The organism is Streptomyces sp. CBMA29, from assembly GCF_014596445.1.
Classification (GTDB): Bacteria; Actinomycetota; Actinomycetes; order Streptomycetales; family Streptomycetaceae; genus Actinacidiphila.
Window position 1 is genome coordinate 36924 of sequence record NZ_MECL01000199.1, and the last position, 20299, is coordinate 57222.

General features: G+C 71.4%; 12 protein-coding genes. 7 read left to right on the forward strand and 5 right to left on the reverse strand.

The window, feature by feature from the left end; all coding sequences use genetic code 11:
- Window positions 1-274: 274 nt before the first annotated feature.
- Window positions 275-1264: an Ig-like domain-containing protein gene (locus BGM09_RS26900; protein WP_188284293.1), complete on the forward strand. Its 990-nt coding sequence runs from the start codon at window positions 275-277 to the stop codon at window positions 1262-1264.
- 125 nt (window positions 1265-1389) lie between these two features.
- Here the strand turns inward: BGM09_RS26900 and BGM09_RS26905 are convergent, their stop codons facing one another.
- Window positions 1390-2127 carry an SDR family oxidoreductase gene (locus BGM09_RS26905; protein ID WP_188284294.1) on the reverse strand — a complete coding sequence of 246 codons (738 nt, stop codon included), beginning with the start codon at window positions 2125-2127 and terminating at the stop codon, window positions 1390-1392.
- A gap of 149 nt (window positions 2128-2276) precedes the next feature.
- Here BGM09_RS26905 and BGM09_RS26910 point away from each other — a divergent pair, with 149 nt between their 5' ends.
- Window positions 2277-2945: a TetR/AcrR family transcriptional regulator gene (locus BGM09_RS26910; RefSeq protein ID WP_188284295.1), complete on the forward strand. Its 669-nt coding sequence runs from the start codon at window positions 2277-2279 to the stop codon at window positions 2943-2945.
- Window positions 2946-3290: 345 nt separating this feature from the next.
- A complete protein-coding gene (locus BGM09_RS26915; RefSeq protein WP_188284296.1) occupies window positions 3291-3434 on the forward strand; it encodes a hypothetical protein in 144 nt (47 codons plus the stop codon).
- A gap of 21 nt (window positions 3435-3455) precedes the next feature.
- On the opposite strand, the gene BGM09_RS26920 is transcribed toward BGM09_RS26915, so the two are convergent.
- Complete coding sequence (locus tag BGM09_RS26920) at window positions 3456-6602, reverse strand: glycoside hydrolase family 2 TIM barrel-domain containing protein (RefSeq protein ID WP_188284297.1); 3147 nt, start codon at window positions 6600-6602, stop codon at window positions 3456-3458.
- Window positions 6603-6869: 267 nt separating this feature from the next.
- On the opposite strand from BGM09_RS26920, the gene BGM09_RS26925 reads away from it, so the two are divergent.
- Together BGM09_RS26925 and BGM09_RS26930 are read left to right on the forward strand one after the other, a co-directional pair.
- A complete protein-coding gene (locus tag BGM09_RS26925; protein WP_188284298.1) occupies window positions 6870-10880 on the forward strand; it encodes a family 78 glycoside hydrolase catalytic domain in 4011 nt (1336 codons plus the stop codon).
- 172 nt (window positions 10881-11052) lie between these two features.
- A complete protein-coding gene (locus BGM09_RS26930; RefSeq protein WP_188284299.1) occupies window positions 11053-11937 on the forward strand; it encodes an LLM class F420-dependent oxidoreductase in 885 nt (294 codons plus the stop codon).
- An 84-nt stretch (window positions 11938-12021) separates the two neighbouring features.
- Here the strand turns inward: BGM09_RS26930 and BGM09_RS26935 are convergent, their stop codons facing one another.
- The 3 genes from BGM09_RS26935 to BGM09_RS26945 form a co-directional block, all read right to left on the reverse strand.
- Window positions 12022-13089 (reverse strand): chitinase, encoded by a 1068-nt coding sequence (locus tag BGM09_RS26935; RefSeq protein WP_188284300.1) that lies wholly within the window; start codon window positions 13087-13089, stop codon window positions 12022-12024.
- Between the two features lie 136 nt (window positions 13090-13225).
- Complete coding sequence (locus BGM09_RS26940) at window positions 13226-14071, reverse strand: hypothetical protein (protein WP_188284301.1); 846 nt, start codon at window positions 14069-14071, stop codon at window positions 13226-13228.
- 222 nt (window positions 14072-14293) lie between these two features.
- Entirely contained in the window at window positions 14294-17611 is a 3318-nt protein-coding gene (locus BGM09_RS26945) for a GH92 family glycosyl hydrolase (protein WP_317452908.1), read from the reverse strand.
- Between the two features lie 630 nt (window positions 17612-18241).
- On the opposite strand from BGM09_RS26945, the gene BGM09_RS26950 reads away from it, so the two are divergent.
- Window positions 18242-19438, forward strand: a complete 1197-nt coding sequence (locus tag BGM09_RS26950) for an ROK family transcriptional regulator (RefSeq protein WP_188284302.1) — start codon at window positions 18242-18244, stop codon at window positions 19436-19438.
- Between the two features lie 409 nt (window positions 19439-19847).
- The gene (locus BGM09_RS26955) at window positions 19848-20297 is read left to right on the forward strand and encodes a tyrosine-type recombinase/integrase (RefSeq protein ID WP_223187669.1); all 450 of its coding nucleotides are present in this window, start codon (window positions 19848-19850) and stop codon (window positions 20295-20297) included.
- Window positions 20298-20299: the final 2 nt, after the last annotated feature.

Genomic DNA, 20299 nt, shown 5'->3' on the forward strand with positions numbered 1-20299 from the left:
TCGCGTGCCCGAGCAGCGATTTCGCAGGTCCGAACGCCGGTTCCGCGCGCCCGAGCGCCGGACACACGCCCGGTGACAGCGCATCACCCTGTGTGACGCACGCCACGCGGCGATCCGGCAGGCTTGGCCGTCGCTTTACGTGAGCCCTGCAACCGCCGTGATCGGGTGGGGGTCTGTAGTAGACGTACCGTGGTGATCAGGCGTAGCGGACGCGCCGGGACCCGACCGTACGTACCGGACGTAAGTGACGCAGTGATACGAGTGGAGCACGGGCATGAGTGGGTTCAGGGGCAGCTTGGGTGTCGCGCTGGTGGCCGGAGCGGTGCTCGCGGGCACGAGCGCGTGCGGCGGGAGCGGGCATGACGCCGCCTCGTCCGCTGCCGACGGGAAGGCGTCGTCCTCGGCGAAGCCGAGCGCCACGCCCTCGCCGACGAAGCCGACCCCGAAGGGGCCGCCGATGCTGCTCGACACGATCACCCCGCAGACCGGGACCACGGTCGGCGTCGCGATGCCGGTCTCGGTGCTCTTCACCAACCCGGTGGCGACCTCGGCCCGCGCGACCATAGAGAAGCACCTCAAGATCACCACGTCCGTGCCGACCACCGGCGCCTGGCACTGGTTCAGCACCACCCGGGTCGACTTCCGGCCCGAGTCGTACTGGAAGCCGGGCACGAAGGTCACGGTCGACGCGAATCTGACCGATGTGCCCAACGGCAACGGGCGGTACGGGGTGCACGGCTACCACCACGCGTTCACCATCGGCGACGACAACGAGGCGACCGTGTCGGTGCCGGGCCACACGATGAAGGTCACGCACAACGGACAGGTCGTGAAGACCCTGCCGATCGACGCGGGCAGCCCCACATGGCCGTCCTGGGACGGGACGATGGCCGTCATCGACAAGGCGGAGAAGGTCCACATGACGTCCTGTAGCGTCCGCATAACCTGCGACAAGAGCAATCCGGACTACTACGACCTGACCCTGCCGTGGGACGTGCACCTGACGAATTCGGGCACGTACATCCACTACTCGACCGGGGACCCGCAGCCGGGGCACAGCGTCGGCTCGCACGGCTGCGTCCACCTGTCGCTCGCCGACGCCAAGTGGTTCTACAGCTACGTCAAGCAGGGCGACCCGGTCACCATCACCGGCTCCCCGCGCGGCAAGGCTCCCGGAGACAACGGCTACGCCGACTTCAACCTGTCCTGGTCGCAGTGGCTCCAGGACAGCGGCACCGGCCAGATGACGACCACGGCCGCCTGAGACCCGCCGCCCCTGGCACCTGCCCCTGACCCCTGACCCTTGACCGCTGACCGCTGACGTCCGACGTCCGACGCGCGGCAGTCGCGTACCGGCGGCGCGGGACCGGCCGACCCGGTCCCGCGCCGTCAGCTCTGCGCGGTCGGGCGGACGACGATCTCGCCGACGTCGATGTCGGCGGGCTGCTCGATCGCGAAGGCGATACCGCGGGCGACGGCGTCCGGCGGCATCGCGATCCCTTCCACCATTTCGGTCAGCTTGGCGCGCGCTTCGGGGCGCCGCATGCCGCCCGCGAATTCGGTCATCGTCATACCGGGCGAGATGATCGTCACCCGCAGCTTGCCCCCCGCTTCCTGGCGCAGCCCCTCGGAGACGGCTCGGACTGCCATTTTCGTACCGGAATAGACCGACTGGCTCGGCACAATTCGGTGGGCCGACGTGGACGCGGTGTTCACGAAATGGCCGAAGCCCTGCGCGCGGAATACCGGAAGCGCGGCGGCGATGCCGTACAGCACGCCTTTGAGATTGACGTCGACCATCTCCTCCCAGTCCTCGACGCGCAGTTCGTCGAGCGGGGAGATCGGCATCGCCCCCGCGTTGCTGACCAGCACGTCGAGCCGCCCGTAGCGCTCGGTCGCGAGACCCACGAGCCCGGCCACGTCGGCGCGGCTGCGCACGTCGGTGCGCAGGTGGGCGACCTCGCCGCCCGCTGTCTCGATCCGTGCGGCGACCGCGGCGAGCCGGTCCGTCCCGCGGGCGCCGAGCACCACTTTCGCGCCGCGTTCCGCGAGCAGCAGCGCGGTCGCCTCGCCGATTCCGCTGCTGGCTCCGGTGATGGCGACGACCTTGTCCTTGATTTCGGTCATGACTTTTCCGTCCCTGCGGGGTTGAGGGGGTTCACGCGTGCGGGGAGAGTGCCGCGAGTGCCGTGAATTCCGCACGCGAGGTATGTAAGAGGGCTATCACTACGGTACGGTAAGAGGGCTATCACGTCCAGCGCGCGAGGAGGCGGCCCGTGTCGGGGAACGCGCAGGGCGGCCCGCAGCGGGGCCGCTACCACCACGGCGAGCTGCGCCCCGCGCTGATCGAGGCGAGCTTCGATCTGCTGGCGGAGGCGGGGCCCGCGGCCTTCTCGGTCGCGCGGGTCGCCCGCAGGCTCGGGGTGAGCACGGCCGCGCCCTACCGGCACTTCGCCGACCGCGACCACCTCTTGGCCGCGGTCGCGACCCGGGCCGCCGAGGAACTGGCCGAGCGGTTCCGGCAGGCCGCCGACGGCGCGGGGCAGGACCCGGCCGAGCGGTTCGCGGCGACCGCGGGGGCGTACGTCCGCTTCGTCGGCGCGCGCGGCGCCGGTTTCGACGTGATCTTCGCCAGGCCCCTGGTGGCACTCCAGGACCGCGGCCTCGCCGACGCGGGCCGCCGGCTGGTGGACCTGCTCTTCGAGCTGGCCCAGGACGCCCTCGGCCAGGGTCCCGCCGCCGCGCTGACCCTCCTGGAGCAGCACGTGACGGCCGCCCACGGCTACGCGACGCTGCACCCCGGCGGCCTCTTCAGCCGCGTGAGCCCCCGGGAAGGGGTCGACGGCACCGCGGACCTCGCGGTCGCCACGAGCCGCGCCCTGGTGCGCGGCGCGCCCGACGCCGCCGCCGCCGGGCCGACGTCATCCGGACGCCCGCACGACTGACCGCACGACTGACCGCGCGGGGCCGCGACGGGCCGCGACGGGGCCGTCACCGTGCCGCGACAGGCCCGAGCCGGGCGGACCAGGGCCGGCGCCGGGCCCGCTCCGGACCTGTTCCGGACCTGTTCCGGCCCCGCTCAGGTCCCCGACGACCCGCCAGGACCAAAGCCACGTTCGGTCCTGCGGCCCGCAGGGCGTACCGTCATAGGCGGCGCGTACCGTCGTCCCCGGACGACCTGCCGTTTTCCCCCGCACCAGGGCGGAGCCGTCACCAACGACGGCGACGACCGCCGCGGGCGGACCGAGGCAGCGGCGACCGCCGTCATCACCACTCACTGGGGGATCTTCATGGACTCTTCGCCTTCGCTCTTCTCCAATCCGGAGCAGACCTCCCCGCGCCCGGCCAGCGTGCCCAACCCGGCGCCGGTCAACGACCCGTTCCTCGCGCCGCCGGAGGCCCCGCACGAGGAAGAGGACGAGGACGCCTCGTAACGACCGGCGCCCGCGTCCCGGTCAGCTCCCGCTGACGGTGAAGTCGGTGATGCGCTGGGCGCCGTCGGTCGCGCCGGGAGCGGCGCTGGTCAGGCCGAGGCGCAGCCGCGGGGTGCGGACGGCCGGGAAGGTGATCACGGTCGGCGCGCCGCTCGCCGTCGCCCAGGTGATCGCCAAGTTCTTGACGGGCACGTAGCGGTCGCCGTCCCAGTAGGAGAGCGTGACGGCGGCGGGCAGGGAGTGCGTGGCGTCGACGGTGAAGGTGACCGAGAGGGCGTCGATCCGCTGCGGCGCGGCCCAGGCGACCGACACCCAGTCGGCGGGGCGGGCGCCGCGGAAGGCGGGCAGCAGCGCGGTGGCGCTCTTGTTGAAGGCGTTGGACCAGCCGGTGGCGGGGTTGCCGTCGAGCATCGCGGCGGGCAGCGAGGTGCCCGCGCCGGAGTAACTGGCGTCCGCCAGCGGGTAGATGACGGGCCCGGGGCCCGGGTCGGGTGCGAAGCGGACCGGCGGTGTGGTGGCCACGGGTCCCGGCGCGCGGCCGGTCCGTATCGAGGTGGTCGCGGGATGCAGCCCCGGCGCGCTCGCGGTCAGGGTGAGGCGGCCCGCCTCGGTGCCCGAGCGGACGATGGCGAGTGCCTTGCCGTGGAAGGCGGTTCTGGTGGTGGCCTGGTAGCGCTCGGCGCTCTCCTGCTGTCCGTTGTCGAGTCCGGCCAGGGAGCCGCCGGCGGACTTGAAGGTGATCAGGTGGTCGGCGCCGGGGACGACGGTGCCGTGCGCGTCGATCACCTCGGCGGTGACGAAGGCCAGGCAGTCGCCGTCGGCGGTCAGGGAGTTGCGGTCCGGGGTCAGGCGCAGGCCGCGCGGCTCGCCCGCGGTGCGCAGCACATCGGTCGCGACCGTCCTGCCGTTCTTCCGGGCGACGGCCTTCAACTCACCCGGTGCGAAGGGGACTTTCCAGGTCAGGTGGAGTTTGCCCGCGCTGCCGTTGGGGCTGGTGTAGCTGCCGGGGTACGGGCCGCCGGTGACCGTCTTGTCGTCGCCGGTCGCCTCGGTGGTCTCCAGGTACGTCCGCCCGTCGACGGTCTTCTTGGTGTCGAAGCGCCGCACCCCGAGCGAGCGGCCGTCGAGGTAGAGCTCGACGGTGTCCACGTTGGCGTACGCCCAGACCTCGACGGTCTCGCCCGGTGTGTGGTCGGTCCAGTCCATGGGCACCAGGTGGACCATCGGCTCGCTCGTCCACTGGCTGCGGAAGAGGTGGTACATGTCCTTGGGGAAGCCCGCGGTGTCGACGGCGCCGAAGAAGGACGCCTTCACCGGGAAGACGCCGTAGGGCGTGGGTTCGCCGATGTAGTCGGTGCCCGACCAGAGGAACTCGCCGGCGAAGAAGGCACGGTCGCGGTCCTTCTTCAGGCCGTACTCGCCGCTCATCGTCCAGGACGCGAGGTTGTTGTCGTAACTGGAGGTGGCGCGCTTGCCCGGGGTGTAGTTCTCGCCGGTGTTGAGGTGGTCCGGCTCCTGGTAGGCGCCGCGGGTCGAGGTCTCGGACGACGACTCGGACTCGAAGAGGAACAGGTGCGGGTAGCGGGCGTGCAGGGCGTCCACGGAGGCCGCGGTGTTGTAGTTGAGGCCGAGGCCGTCGAGTTTGGCGAGCATGAGGTCGGCGGCGGAGCCGGCCGCGGGCAGGCCGCGGTATTTGTCGGAGCCGATGACGACCGGGCGGCTGGTGTCGCGCGCGCGGACCGCGGTGATCAGCCCGTCGGCCATGCCGAGGCCCGCGGTGCTGGTGGAGTCGGGGATCTCGTTGCCGATCGACCACAGGATCACGGCGGGCGAGTTGCGGGCGGCGTCGACCATCTCGGTGATGTCGGCGGCGCTGTGGGCGTCGAAGAACCGGCCGTAGTCGTAGGTGTTCTTGCCGCTGCGCCAGCAGTCGAACGCCTCGACCATCATGACGATGCCCAGTTCCTCGCAGACCTGGACGATCTCGGGCGACGGCGGATTGTGCGAGGTCCTGAAGGCGTTGACGCCCATCGACCGCATGATCGTCATCTGGCGGCGCACCGCGTCGATGTGGACGGCGGCGCCGAGCGCGCCCTGGTCGTGGTGCAGGTCGACGCCCTTGAGCTTGGCGTACCGCCCGTTGACGAACAGTCCGCGGTCGGGGTCGACCGTGACGTGGCGGATGCCGAAGCCGGTGCTGTACGTGTCCACCGTCCGTCCGTGGACGCGGACTTCGGTCAGCAGGCGGTACCGGTGTTCCGGGGTGTCGAACGACCAGAGGTCGGGGCGGTCCACGCGCAGGTCGGCGGTGATGTCGCGCGCTCCGCCCGCGGCGGGCAGCGTCAGCGGTGAACTGGCCTTCGCCACCTGGCGGCCACGTGGGTCGAGGACGGTGTTGACGACGGTGGCGGAGGCCGCCGCGCCCGACTCGTTGACGACCGAGACCTGCGCGCGGACGGTGGCGTAGCCCTTGCCGTGGGAGGCGGCGAGGGTGTCGGCGAGTCCCGGCGTCGTCACATGGGTGCCCCAGCGCGCGACATGCACGGGGTCGGTGATGACCAGGCGGGCGTTGCGGTAGATGCCGCTGCCGGAGTACCAGCGGCTGCTGGGGAGTTGGTTGCGGACTTCGACGGCGATGACGTTGGGGGTGCGGCCGTCGGTGTGCAGCAGGTCGGTGAGGTCGAGGGCGAACCCGGTGTAGCCGTAGGGGTGGTTGCCGACGAGCGTGCCGTTGCAGTAGACGTTGCTGTCCATGTAGACGCCGTCGAACTCGACCGAGACACGGCGCCCCGCGACCGGGGGCGGCAGGGTGAACGCCTTGCGGTACCAGCCGAGTCCGCCGGGCAGATAGCCGGTGCCGCCCGAGGCGCCGTTGGCGGTGGTCGGGGTCTGCTCGATGCTCCAGTCGTGCGGGACGCGGACGGTACGCCAACGGTAGTCGTCGTAGCCGGGCTGTGCGGCGTCGGCGTAGGCGCCGGTCGGGTCGGTGATGCCGCCCGGGTTCACGAGGGCGAAACGCCACCCGTCGGCGAGGTCGACCGTCCGCGGAATGGTGGTTCCTGTTGATCCGGAACGGGCGCTCGCGACTCCGGTGAGACCGGGGAGCGAGGGTACGGCGACGGCCCCCGCCGCCCCCGCGATCAGGAACGACCTGCGATCGACCGGCATGGTGGATCCCTCCTCATTGAGGTACGCGCGATCCGGCGCCCTCGACCGAGCGTCGGCAACTCACGGGCGAACAAACGGCATTGAACAGAATCAACCAATCGCACACGGATTCTTGCAGGGCCGTACCGCCGAGGGTCAAGGGTCGCGTCACCGCCGGTTCGGCCGACACAGAAATCGCTGTCGCACACCTTGTCGTGACACCGCCACACGCCGTATGAATCTATCCATGCATCTTGAAACGTTTCGATCGCATACCAGGAGAACACCGTGAAGCGGCCGATCCGGACGACCGCCGCACGCGTCGCCCCCCGGCGCCGCTCGGCGCTCCTCGCGGTGACCGTGGCCGTCGCGGCCATGCTTCCCGCCGTCGGCTCGGTGACGCCCGCCCAGGCGTCGTCCGGGCACGTCGGCGCACTCGCGCCGACGTCCTTGCAGGTGGACGGGGAGTCCTCGGACGCGGTCGTCGGCGGTCAGCGCCCCGCGCTGTCGTGGGTGGTGAACGACTCACGCCGGGCCGAGGCGCAGACGGCGTATCAGGTCGTGGTCGAGACCGCGGCCGTCGGGAAGGGCGGCCACGCGCATCAGGTGTGGGATTCGGGCCGCGTTCGTTCGGCCGAGTCGGTGAATCGTTCTTATGGCGGTCCCGCGCTGGCGAGCAACACCACCTACACCTGGTCGGTGCGCACCTGGGACCGGGCGGGCGACCGCTCCCCCTGGTCGGCCCCCGCGCACTTCGACACCGCGCTGTTCTCCGCGTCCGACTGGTCCGCGTCGTGGCTGCGGGTCGCCGACGGCGCGCTGGTGCGCGGCGTCGTCGACCTCCCCAAATCCGTCGCGCGCGCCCGGCTGTACTTCGGCGCGCAGGGCATCGTGGAACCGCACGTCAACGGCGCGGTGGCCGAACCCGACCAGGTCCTCAACTCGACGGTGACCGACTACGCCAAGCGCGTGCTCTACCGCGACTTCGACGTCACCCGGCAACTGGTGCGCGGACACAACGCGTTGGCCTTCATGGCGGGCAAGGGACAGTTCTCCGGACAGCCGACCTTCGTCGCGCAGCTCAACGTCACCTACACCGACGGCACTTCCGGGGCCTTCGGCACCGGACCTGCCTGGCGCACCGCAGCGGGGCCGGTGACCGGCGACGACTTCTACCTCGGCGAGATGTACGACGCCCGTCGGGCCGTGACCGGCTGGGACACCGCGGGCTTCGACGACAGCGCGTGGAAGCCCGTCGTGGCGGTCGCCGCCGCGACGCACCCGCAGAGCCTCGCGCAGGGCAAGCCGGTGACCTCGCTGGACACGACCTCCTGCTGCGGCTGGTCGCCCGCCGCCCTCACCGACGGCGTCGACGGCTCGACGGACGCCTCCCAGGGCTACCACTCAGCCGTCGCGACGACCGCGAACGACGCCAAGTGGGCGCAGATCGACCTCGGTTCGGCCCAGCCGCTCTCGGGCGTCAGCCTCTTCCCCGCCCGGCCGACCAACGACACGGCGGGCGACCTGCCCGGCGCCGGATTCCCGGTGCGCTACCGCGTCGAGGCGAGCGACGACCCGACCTTCGCCACCGCGACGACCGTCGTGGACCGTACCGGCGCCGACCAGCCCAACCCCGGTACGGCGTCGGTCGCGATACCGGCCGAGGTGACGGCCCGCTATGTGCGCGTCACGGCCACCAAGCTCTACCGCAACGCCTCCGGGTGCAGCCTGCGGCTCGCCGAACTCGGCGTGTACGGCGCCCACCCGGCCACCGTCTACAGCGCCCTGACCCGGCTCCAGGCCGACACGACGCCTGCGACCCGTATCGTCAAGACCCTCAAGCCGGTGGCCGTCACGCACCCGGTGGCCGGGGCGCAGGTGTACGACTTCGGGCAGAACATCGTCGGCTGGGTGACGATCAAGGCAAGTGCCCCGTCCGGCACCACCGTTGACATCAAGAAGGGCGAGATCCTCGCCTCGGACGGCCAGGTCACCACGTCCAACATCAGCTTCGGCGACGGCGATCCGGTCCGGCAGACCGAGCACTACACCTTCGCGGGCAGGGGCACCGAGACCTACGCCCCGCACTTCAACTACTCCGGCTTCCGGTACGCCCAGCTCACCGGCGTGCCCGCGGGCGCCTCCATCACCGTCACCGCGCGGGAAGTGCACTCCGACGTCGCCACGACCGGACAATTCGACACGTCCGACAAGCTGCTGAACAGCATTCAGACCGCCCTCGTGCAGACCCAGTTGAACAATCTCCAGTCGATTCCGCTGGACTGCCCGACGCGTGAGAAGCACGGCTGGCTCGGCGACGCGGGCGACACCGACGTCGAGGCGATGAGCAACTTCGACATGCAGGCGTTCTACGACCAGTGGGCGCAGACCGTCGTCACCAGCGCCCACGCCGACGGCAGCCTGCCCTCGGTCGCGCCCACCCAGGGCGCCACCGACTGGTTCACCGACCCCGCCTGGGGCTCGGCCTACCCGCAGATCGTCTGGGACTCCTACACGCAGTACGGCAACGCGGGCCTGGTGCGGGCCAATTACGCGCAGGTGAAGAGCTGGGTCGACTACCTCGGCACGATCAGCGACAGCGACCACGTCGTCACCAACGCGCCCGGCTCCTGGGGCGACGACTGGGTGGCGATGGTCAGCACCCCGCACGTCTTCTTCCAGACCGGCTACTACTACCTGGACGCCACCCTGCTGGCGAAGATGGCCGCGGTCGTCGGCGACGCCGCGGACGCCAAGCGCTACACCGACCTGGCGCGGCAGATCGGGGCGGGCTTCACCAAGCGGTTCCTCGACGCCGGCACCGGTGTGTGGAGCACCGGCACCCAACTGACCTACGCCATGCCGCTGGTACTCGGTCTGGTCCCGGCCGCTCAGCGGGAGGCGACCGTCGACCGGCTCGTCCAGGACATCGCCCAGCACGGCAACCATGTGACGACCGGCTTCGTCGGCACGTCCTTCGTCTACCAGGCGCTCGGCATGTTCGACCGCAACGACGTGGCGCTGGCCGTCGCGGAGCGCACCGACTTCCCGAGCTTCGGCTACATGGTGACCAACGGCCCCGGCACGATCTGGGAGAAGTGGCCGAACTCCTCCGCGGCGGACGGCACATCGTCCAAGGACCACATCGGTCTCGCCGGCTCGATCGGCCAGTGGTACTACCAGCAACTCGGCGGCATCCAGCCGGACACGGGACCGGCGGGCGCCGCGTACCGCGCCTTCACCCTCGCGCCCGCCGTGGTCGGCGACCTCACTCATGTCTCCGCGCGGCAGCGGACCGCGCGCGGCACGGTCGTCAGTTCCTGGCAGCGTCACGGGTCCACGCTGACCTACCACGCGGTGGTGCCGGTCGGCTCGACCGCGACCGTCAAGGTGCCGCTGCTCGGCGGCGCCCGGTCGACGGTGACCGAGAGCGGCCGGACGATCTTCGCCGACGGCCGCCGCGGCCAGAGCGACCCCGGCCTGAGCGTGGGCACGGCGGACGGCAAGACGCTCACCGTGACCGCCGGGTCCGGTGACTACACCTTCACCGTCCGCCCGCCGCGGACCCCGTACACCCAGGTGTCGGTCTCCGCGGGCGCGCCCGCGCCCGCGCTGGTCAAGGGGAACGGCGGTACGACGATCGGCGCGGTGGTCGAGGGCCACTCGACCGCCGCCAACGCCTCGGCGACGGTCGGCGCCGACGTCCCCGCGGGCTGGACCGTGACGTCCACGCCCGCCCGCGTCCCGCTGACCCCGGCGTCCACCGCGACCTTGGCGAACGTCAAGGTCACACCGCCGAGCGGGACGAGGAGCGGTACGTATCCGGTCACCGTGACCGTACGGTCGTCCGACGGTACGACGGCCAAGGCCGCTCTCAAGGTGCTGGTCCTCGGCAGTTGGCCGCAGGGCACCACGGCAGCCGCCTCCAGCGAACACGCGCCGAACGTCGTGGACGGCGCGACCCGTACGTATACCGCGGGCAATGCCGTCGACGGTGATCTGAGCACCTTCTGGAACGACGACACCGACTCCCGGTACCCCGACACCCTGACCGTCACCGCCCCCGCCGCGGCCACGCTGAACGGCGTGGGCTTCGCCTCGCACAGCGACGGCGTCCCGACCGCTTTCACCGTCCAGACCTGGGACGGCGCGGCGTGGGTGACGCAGGCCGACATCACCGGCAACACCGACCAGTACCGCTGGATCCCCTTCGCGGGCTCCGTCACCACCACGCGGGTCCGCGTCGTGGTGACAGCGGCGCAGAACAGCTTCACCCGGATCGTGGAACTGACCCCCTAGAGCGGGTCAGGCGCCGCCGTCCCAGGGCGCCGCACGCGGGCGGCCCGGCTGTTCGTACCCGTTCGGCTCACCGGGTGCGGAACAGACGGGCCGCCCGTTCCGCTTGCATGGGTGACGGGACCGCGCCCGGCCGACCGGGCGGGCGCGCGGCGCGCATCGAGGAAGGGTTCACATGGGACAGTACGACCGGCTGGGCAGGATCGGGATCTGGAGCGGCGCCTGGACCGCGGCGGTGAACGGCTCCGGAGTGACGTACACCGGCGCGTACGACGAGGCCGCCGCCGAGGTCGAGGCGCTGGGGTACGGCGCCGTCTGGCTCGGCGGCAGTCCCGGCGTCGCCGTCGCGGAGCCGCTGCTGAAGGCCACCACCCGGCTGACCGTGGCGACCGGCATCCTCAACATCTGGAACGACGAGGCCGCGGACGTCGCCTCGCAGTGGGCGGCGGTGGAGCGGACGCATCCGGGCCGGTTCCTGCTCGGGCTCGGTGTCAGCCACGGCCCGATGGTCAAGGGCTACGCGCGGCCGTACTCCGCCATGGTCGACTACCTGGCGGCGCTGGACGCGGCGCCGGAGCCGGTGCCCGCCGGGCGGCGGGTGCTGGCGGCGCTCGGCCCGAAGATGCTGGAGCTGTCCCGTGACCGTGCGGGCGGCGCGCACCCGTATCTGGTCACCCCCGAGCACACCGCGAAGGCGCGCGCGGTCCTGGGTGCGGGACCGCTGCTCGCGCCCGAGGTCAAGGTCGTGCTGGACACGGACCTGGACTCGGGGCGTGCCAAGGCCAGGGACCATCTGAAGCTGTACCTGGCGCTGCCCAACTACACGAGCAATCTGCTGCGTTCGGGCTTCACCGAGGAGGACCTGGCCGGCGGCGGCAGCGACCGGCTGGTGGACGCGGTCTTCGCCGTGGGCGACGAGAGCGTCGTCGCGGCGCGGGCCGCGGAATTCCTCGCCGCGGGCGCCGACCACCTCGCGGTCCAGGTGGTCACCGGCGATCCGGCGCGGCCGTTGCCGCTGGCGCAGTGGCGCAGGCTCGCGCCGGCGCTGATCGAGGGCTGATCGAGGGCTGAGTCCGCGCTCATTGTCGCGGAGTGGACCGGGACGCCCGCCCGCCGCGGACGGGCGCCCCGGAGTCCTGCGGGATCAACGGCCTTGCAGCGCCTTGACGTTGTTGCCGAAGGTCCAGTTCTTCGAGCCGTCCCAGTTGAGCGACCAGGTCATCAGACCCTTGAGGGCGCCGCTGTAGCTGTTCCACGCCTGCGAGACCAGACTGGTCGTCATATAGCCGCCGCCCGCGCCGGGTTGGGCCGGAAGACCGGGGACCTGCTTGTCGTACGGGACGCGGATCGTCGCGCCCTGGACGACGAGTCCCTTGTTGAGGCAGGTGGTCTGCGCGGTGAAGCCGGCCACCGTACCGGCCTGGTAGGAGTCGCCGGAGCAGCCGTACATGCTGCCGTTGTAGTACTGCATGTTGAGCCACCAGAGCTTGCCGTTGTCGGCGTACTTCTTCACGATCGGCAGGTAGGCGCCCCAGATCGAGCCGTAGGTGATGCTGCCGCCGGTGACGTACGCCGTCTCGGGGGCCATCGTCAGGCCGAAGCCCGCGGGCATCCGGGACAGGACGCCGTCGATGATCCGCTCCAGGTTGGCCTGCGAGGCGGAGAGGGTGTTGATGTTGCCGCTGCCGACGAGGCCGGTCTCGATGTCGATGTCGATGCCGTCGAAGTTGTACTTCTGGAGGATCGGCACGACGGTGGCGACGAAGCGGTCGGCGACCGTGCTCGAACTGAGGTCGATGCCGGCCGCGGCCCCGCCGATGGACATCAGGATCGTGGCGCCCGCGGCCTTGGCCTGGCACATCTCGGCCGGGGTGGCGACCTTCACGCCGGTGTCCATGCCGTCCTGCCACAGCACGGTGCCGTCGGACTGGATGACGGGGAAGGCCGCGTTGATCACGTTGTAGCCGTGGGCGGCGATCCGGCTGTCGGTGATGGGGATCCAACCGAGGCCGGGGTGCACGCCGTTGGCGGCGCCGTCCCAGTTCTCCCAGTACCCCTGGAGCACCTTGCCCGCGGGCCGTGCCTTGGTCGCGCAGGTGTCGGCCGCGGCCGACGCCGGTTGTGCCGCGTGGGTCGCCGCGGCGACCGGAATCTGCGCCAGGAAGGCCATGGCGAGGCCGACTCCCAGCAGACGCACCCTCCGACCGATCATGTCGTACTCCTCGTGGTGTCGTCGCGCACTCACAGGCCGTAGTGGACCGGATCGTAAAGTGGTCTGAACCACTCGTCAATAGGTCTGGACCAAGCCCGTGGTGCGGCGACGACAGTGACGGGAGGATAGGGAAGGGTCAGCCGGTGGTCGGACGGTAGGCGTAGGCGGTGGTGGAGACCGCGCACACGCTCGGCGAGATGATCTCGACCCGCAGCACCTTCGCGTTCGCGTCGTAGTCGACGCCCTCGGTCTCGAAGCCGCCCGAGCAGATGCTGCTGCGCGGCACCTGGAAGAGGGTGGCGACCCGGCCGGTGACGGGCGTGCCGTCGAGCGCGTGCGGCAGGTCGACCTGGAAGACGTCCTTGGCGTCGTCGTCGGAGACGCAGACCAGCCGGGTCGCGGAGACGAAGTCGCAGCCCTGGACGTCCGTGACGGCCTTGTCGAGGCTGATCTGTCCGGCCTGCGCGAGGGTGCCGCCGGTGGCCGGGGTCGCGGGGTTGGTCACCGGGGCGGGAAAGACCTGGAGCCGGTTGACCGTGCCCCACTCCCCCTCGACCAGCCACTGCGCGTCCGGCGAGACGGTCGCGAAGGAGTTGTTGAGCAACTCGCCCTGGCCCAGCGGGTGCACGTAGTCGTAGCTGTGTCCGTCGGGTGTGGTGACCTCGAACATCTTCGAGGTGGCGCTGTCGCCGCCCTGGTAGGCGTCGAAGACGTAGCCGTTGACGATGTCCGGGTCGCCGACGTGGTTCCAGCCCGCGATGCGCAGCCGCAGCGGGATCGAGCCGAGGCCGCGGGTGAGGACCGAGCCGTCGGCCCGGGTGGCGATGCCCTCGCCCGCGGTGAGCGTGCTGTACACCGTGTTGCCGTCGGCCCGCCACCCGCCGGGCGAGTCGGCGTGCGCGGTGGAGGTGCCCACGGCGGTCAGGGCCGCGGTGGCGAGCAGCAGGGCGGCGGCGCGGCTACGGAGTGCGCGTGCGGTCAACGGAACCCCCGGTGTGAACGGTGGGAGCCGCCCGCGGCACGGGGCAGCCCTGTGACAGCAGTGACCCTAGGGCCTGACGGGCCGACGCCACCACAGCGCGTGGGCCAACTCGGCCTGAACGGGCGGCGATCGGATCGTTCGCACTGGTCATGGGTGCGGGGCGGGCGGGGCCGGTCGTGCCGGTCCCGCCCGCCCCGCGTTCTGCGCGGTGGACTGCCGGGGTCAGGCGGTCGCCACGGAGAAGATGTGCATGTCACCGCCGTTCGTGCTGGACGGCAGCGTCACACTGGCCAGTTGCCTGCCCGCCTGGAGCGCGATCGGCGCGGTGGAGAAGATCTCGGTGCCCACCGGGTCCTTTCCGCCGCCCTGGACGTCGCGGTACGCGGTGTGCACCGCCACGACGTTGCCGTACGAGGGCTGCTGGGAGCCGCCGCCGAGCGTCCAGTCGCTGAAGCCGATGTCGGCCTGCTGGGTGGTGCCGTCGGTGTACGTCAGCGTCACCGTGCCGGTGGTCGGGCCCTCGCTCGCGCTGCCGAGCAGGCTCAACGTGGTCGCACCGGCAGCCGACTTGGAGACGTCGAGCACCTGGTCGCCGCCGCCCACCACGATGTTGTCGGGCGCGCCGGGCGCCACCTGGGGCCAGGTGAAGTCGAAGCCCCCGGAGGACACGGTGCCGCCGGGCGTGGCACCGGCCGCGGCGAGCGCCGCCGCCGAGTAACTCCAGCCCTCGCCGTCGAAGTTGGCGGCCGGGTTGCTGTCGTCGGCGGAGATGCCGTTGTTGTTGACGTACCAGGTGATCGTGCCGCGCACGCCGACCGTCACCGACAGCGAGGCGCCCGGCGCGGTGCCGCCGTGCGAGTCGGTCAGCGTGATCGGGATCGTGTAGACCCCGGACTTGGTGTCGGCGGCGACCGACACGGACAGCTTGGCGCTGGTGGCGCCGCCCTTCGGGACGGTCACCGTGCCGGACGCGGGCTTGAGCGTGATGCCCGCGGGCGGCTTCGCGGTCCAGCGGACGTCGACCTTCTTGTCCTGGATCGTGGACAGCTTGATCGCGGCGTCGGCGGAGCCGCCGGGCTCGATCTTCACCTGGCCGGGGTCGGTCGAGGCGAAGAACGGGGCCTCACCGTCGCGGAAGGACGGCGGCGCGTTCTTGGCCGCGCTGCCCCACGTGGTGTTCGCGGTGCCGCCCAGGGTGTAGTCCAGGGTGCCGCCACGGGTGACGAACGAGGCCGGGACCCACGGCTTGTCGGACTTCTTGCCGTTGACGCGCAGGCCCTGGACGTAGATGTTCTTGGCCGACGCCTGCGGGGCGTTGACCGTGATCGTCTTCCCGAGCCCGGTGTGGATCACCGCGCGCGGGAAGACCGGGCTGGAGAGCACCAGGTCGGCGCGGCTGGGCACCTGCGGGTACATGCCGAGCGCGGAGAAGACGTACCAGGACGACATCGTGCCCGCGTCGTCGTTGCCGGGGATGCCGCCGGGCGCGTTGGTCCACAGGCCGTCGGTCTCGGCGCGCACGGTCTCCTGGGTTTTGTACGGGGCGCCCAGGTAGTCGTACACGTACGGCGCGTTGATGTCGGGCTCGTTGGTGGCGTCGTAACGCGTGTCGTCCTTCGCGGAGAAGTCGAAGGTGCCGTCCGGGTTGCGGAAGAAGGCGTCGAGGCGGGAGACCGCGGTCGCGTTGCCGCCCATGGCCTTGGCCAGTCCGGCGATGTCGGAGTAGACCATCCACGTGTAGCGGGCGCTGCTGCCCTCGACGAAGCCGCTGCCGGTGGCGGGGTTGAAGTTGGCTCCCACCCACGACCCGTCGGACTTGCGGTCGCGCATGTAGCCGCCCTGCGCGGTCGCGTTCGGATCGAAGACGTTGGTCCAGTTGCCGCTGCGGTCGAGGAACTTCTGCTGGTTCTTCCGGTCGCCGACGTGTCCCGCCAGCTCCGCCAGACCGAAGTCCGCGGCGGCGTCCTCCAGGGTCTCGGCGGCGCCTCCCCAGCAGTGGCAGTTGTCGGACGGCACGTAACCGAGCGTCAGGTACTTGTCCAACGCCGGTCGCTGGCCCACGCATTCGACGTTGCAGCCCGAGCTGTCGGAGTCGTTGGCGGTCGGCACGGTGGCCGCCTTCACCAGCGAGGCGAGGGCGCCCCTGACGTCGAAGTCCCGGCCGCCGAAGGCGTAGATGCCCGCGAGCGCCGCGTCGGACGGGTCGCCGGACATGATGCTGGTCTTGCCGTTCTCCAGCAGCCAGCGGTCCCATTCGCCGCCGCGCTGCTGGGCGTAGTTGAACAGCGACTGCGCGTAGTCACTGCCGACTCTCGGCTGAAGCAGCGTCAGCAACTGCACCTGCGCCCGGTACTGGTCCCAGCCGGAGAAGGTGCCGTACTGCTCGTGCTGTCCCCTGGCCAGCGAGTGGGTCTTGCGGTCGCCGCCCAGATACTGGCCGTTGACGTCGCTGGTGAGGGTCGGCTCCAGCATCGAGTGGTAGAGCGCGGTGTAGAAGGTGGCGTTCTGGTCGGCGGAGCCGCCGGACACCTGGATCTTGCGCAGCGCGGTGTTCCACGCGGCGGTGGCCTTCGACCTGACCGAGTCGAAGCTGGCGCGCCGCGGGTTCTCCGCCGTCAGGTTGGCCTCGGCGTTGCGCGCGCTCACGTACGAGATCGCGACCTTGGCCTGCACCTGCTTGGTGCCGGACGCGAAGGTCACGTAGGCGCCCGAGCCCTTGCCCGCGGTCGCGTTGCCGCTGGAGTTGTAGCCGGTGCCGCCGCTGGCCGACGTGGAACCCGGCGTCAGGGTGCCGTCGGTCCAGGTGCCCACCTTGGCGAAGGGCTGGTCGAAGTGGGCCGTGAAGTAGAGGGTGTAGACGTCGTGCCGGTTGTTCGCGCTCTGCGGTCCGCAGAAGTTGCCCGCGCTGACCGAGCCGGTCACGGTACGGGCCGCCGCGTTCACGGTGACGTCCGCGGCGGCGCTGCCGCTCTCGGAGTTGGACGTACGGAACAGCACGCTGGCGGGCTTGTCGGCCGGGAAGCCGAACTGGCCGGTGCCGGTGCGCTCGGTGGTGGTCAGCCGCGCGCTGGCCCCGCTGTCCAGGCCGACCTGGTAATAGCCCGCCTGCGCCGTCTCGTTGGCGTGCGAGAAGGTCGAGGCGTACTTCGCGTCCTTGGTGTCGGCGCTCGGCGAGGAGTCGACGTCGCCCACGTACGGCATGATCGGCATGTCGCCGTTGGCGCCGGAACAGCCCACGCCGTTGAGGTGGGTCAGGCTGAAGCCGCGGATCTTCGTCGCGTCGTACCGGTAACCGCCGGGGGCGGGCGTCGAGAACTGGTTGCCCGTCGAATTCTGCGGGCTCCACGCCAGCATGCCGAACGGCAGCACGGCGCCGGGGTAGGTGTTGCCGGCGTTCGAGGAGCCGATCAGGGGATTGACGTACGAGGCCGGGTCGGCGCCATGCCCCCCGGAGGCCCCCGGGCTCGCGGTGGCGGGTCCGGCGCCGAGGCCCAGGCCGATGCCGAGGACCGCCGTCGCCACCGCGGCCACGGCGCTCACGCCGCGGCCCTTCCACCGCCTTCTGTCCAGGGGTCGCACTGATCTGTCCGACACGGTTCCCGCCCTTCGTGTGTATCGCTTACGACAACGTTGTCAAACGATCAACTGTAGATGTTCCTCCCGGGGTTGGAGGGTGTCAAGAGTTGTCAGGTACCCGCGGGCGGGGTGGGGTGGTGGTCCGGCGCGGGGTGGGGCGGTGGCTTGGAGCGGGGTGGGGTGGTGGCTCAGGGCGAGGCGGAATGGTGGTCCGGCGCGGGGTGGGGCGGTGGGCAGGAGGTGGCCAGGAGGGCGGCGGAATGGTGGCCTCGGGGCGGTGTCGTGTACGGCTCGCGGCGGGCGCGCGGGCGGCGGGGTTCGGGCAAGCGGGTGAACACAGCGGGGTGCCGTGACGTCGATCGGGTAACTTTGCCCTGCACGCTTGCCGCGTCGGCCGCGGGGCGGGATCGGGAGCCGCCCTCCTGGGCGGGGCGCCATTCGCCGGGGCCCGGCCGGACCTGACCGGCACGACCGGCACGGTCCGGCACGACTGGCACCATCCGGTACGACCGGCACCATCCGGTACGACCGGCACCGTCCGGCACGGGCCGCACGCCGTCCGGCACCGTCCGACGCCGTCTGACAAGGGACTTGATGGACACCACCGCCGCCGTCGACCGCTTCGACCTGCCCGCCAGCGCCCGCGCCGTGCTGCGCGCGCTGGCCACCGAAGGCCCGGCGACCCGGCCGCAGCTCAGCACCGCGCTCGCGCTGTCCCGGCCCACGATGTCGGTGGCCATGGCGGAGCTGTCACGGCTCGGCCTGGTCGCCGGGCAGGGCAGTTCACGCGGCGCCACCGGGCGCAGCGCCGTCCTCTACTCGCTCGCGCCGACCGCCGGGCACGTACTCGGCGTCGAGATCGGCGCGACCGTGGTCCGGGCGGCGGCGTACACCCTCGACGGGCGGGAGATCTGCACCGCCGAGGTGCGGCTGCCCTCCGACCAGCCGACGGTCACACCCGAGGCGGCGGACGCGGCGGCGGGGGTGGTGCGTACGGTGCGCGAGGAGGTCGGGGCGCGGTACGGGCCGCTGCGCGAGGTGGTGGTCGCGGCGCCGACGCTGCCGAATGTGGGGGCTTCCGGGGCGGGGCACGGGGGCGGGGGGCGCGGGGGCGGCGGGGGCGGGGGCCTTCAGCCGGACGGCACGGTACGGATCACCGACGCGCTCGCCGTGCCCGACGGGGTGCCGGTCACCGTCGAGAACAACGTCAACTGCGCCGCCGTCGCCGAGCACCGCTTCGGTGTCGCCCGCCACCAGCAGATGTTCGCGTACATCCAGGTCGGCGTGAAGATCGGCGTCGGCATCGTGCTCGACGGACGTCTGATGCAGGGCGCCAACGGCGCCGCAGGTGAGGCCGCCATGCTGCCCTTTCCCTGGTCGGAGTCCCAACAGCCCCGGCGCGCCGGGCTCGAGCGGTTCCTCGGCTCCGACGCCCTGATGGAACGCTGCCGCGCCGCCTGGCCCGCCTCCGGCGGCGGACCCGTGCCGCTGGACGCGAGGGCCCTCTTCGCGTCCGCCGCCTCCGGCCACGCCGCCGCCCGCCGCGTCGTCGACGAACACGCCGCCGCCATCGGCCGCCTTGTCGCCGCCGTCGTCGCCCTCCTCGACCCCGGCCTCGTCGTCCTCGGCGGCGGCGTCGGCCAGAACCAGCTCGTCCTCCTCGAAGTCCGCCGCACCGTCCACGAGCTCACCTGGCCCACCGACATCACCATCGGCGGCCTCGCCGACCGCGCCACCCTCCTCGGCGCCGTCCACGTCGCCCTGACCCGCGCCCTCGACTCGATGACCTAGCCGGCCCTGACGACCGGATCACGGGCGGTCCCGTCGTCGGGCGCTGTCACCCCGGCACAATGGTCAAGGTGGCTCTGAACGACTTCTCTGGCCCCGGAGGAACGGGTCCGGTGGCCCCAGGGGGTTGATCGGGGAATGAGTGTTCGTCAGAAGTGGCCCCAGGGGCAAGTCTTGCGTGGGAGCATCGGTTGTGCTTCCGACAGTCAGGGGGCCCGGATGGACGGCCCGAGATCCAAGGTTGAGCCCTTCGCGGCGATCCGCCGGGAGTCGCGTACGGAGAAACTGTCGATCCATGAACTCTCCCGCCGCTACGGGGTACACCGGCGGCTGGTCCGCGAGGCCCTGACCTCTCCGTGGCCCGCTGCCCGCAAGCCGATGCCGCCACGGGCGTCGGTTCTGGATCCGTACACTGAACGAACGCGCCGGCCACGGCGGCGACCCCCTCTTCTGCACGCGCATGGGGCGTCGGCTCAGCCGCGACGCCGTCGCCCAGCGACTGAGCACCCACGCGCGCACCGCCGCGCACGCCTGCCCGTCCCTCATCGACAAGAGCATCCACCCGCACGCTCTGCGGCACAGTTGCGCCATGTCGCTGCTGCGGGCTGGCGTCGACACCACGGTCATCGCGCTCTGGCTCGGCCACGCCGGCGTCCGCTCCACCGACGCATACGTCCACGCCGACATGACCATCAAAGAGAAGGCACTCGCCCTCACCGCACCGGTCGCCGCCCGCCCGGTCGCTACCAGCCCACCGACAAGGTCCTCGCCTTCCTCGACCGCCTGTGACGTCGATCGGACTGGCTGCGAGGTGAACCCGCTCGACGCCATCGCACTCAGTCCTCCCACGGCCACCTGCTGAAG

What these genes read in the sequence shown, in the direction of transcription:
- BGM09_RS26900 (WP_188284293.1), top strand. Translation starts at nt 275, where the DNA reads ATGAGTGGGTTCAGGGGCAGCTTGGGTGTCGCGCTGGTGGCCGGAGCG.
- BGM09_RS26905 (WP_188284294.1), bottom strand. Translation starts at nt 2,127, where the DNA reads ATGACCGAAATCAAGGACAAGGTCGTCGCCATCACCGGAGCCAGCAGC.
- BGM09_RS26915 (WP_188284296.1), top strand. Translation starts at nt 3,291, where the DNA reads ATGGACTCTTCGCCTTCGCTCTTCTCCAATCCGGAGCAGACCTCCCCG.
- BGM09_RS26920 (WP_188284297.1), bottom strand. Translation starts at nt 6,602, where the DNA reads ATGCCGGTCGATCGCAGGTCGTTCCTGATCGCGGGGGCGGCGGGGGCC.
- BGM09_RS26930 (WP_188284299.1), top strand. Translation starts at nt 11,053, where the DNA reads ATGGGACAGTACGACCGGCTGGGCAGGATCGGGATCTGGAGCGGCGCC.
- BGM09_RS26935 (WP_188284300.1), bottom strand. Translation starts at nt 13,089, where the DNA reads ATGATCGGTCGGAGGGTGCGTCTGCTGGGAGTCGGCCTCGCCATGGCC.
- BGM09_RS26950 (WP_188284302.1), top strand. Translation starts at nt 18,242, where the DNA reads ATGGACACCACCGCCGCCGTCGACCGCTTCGACCTGCCCGCCAGCGCC.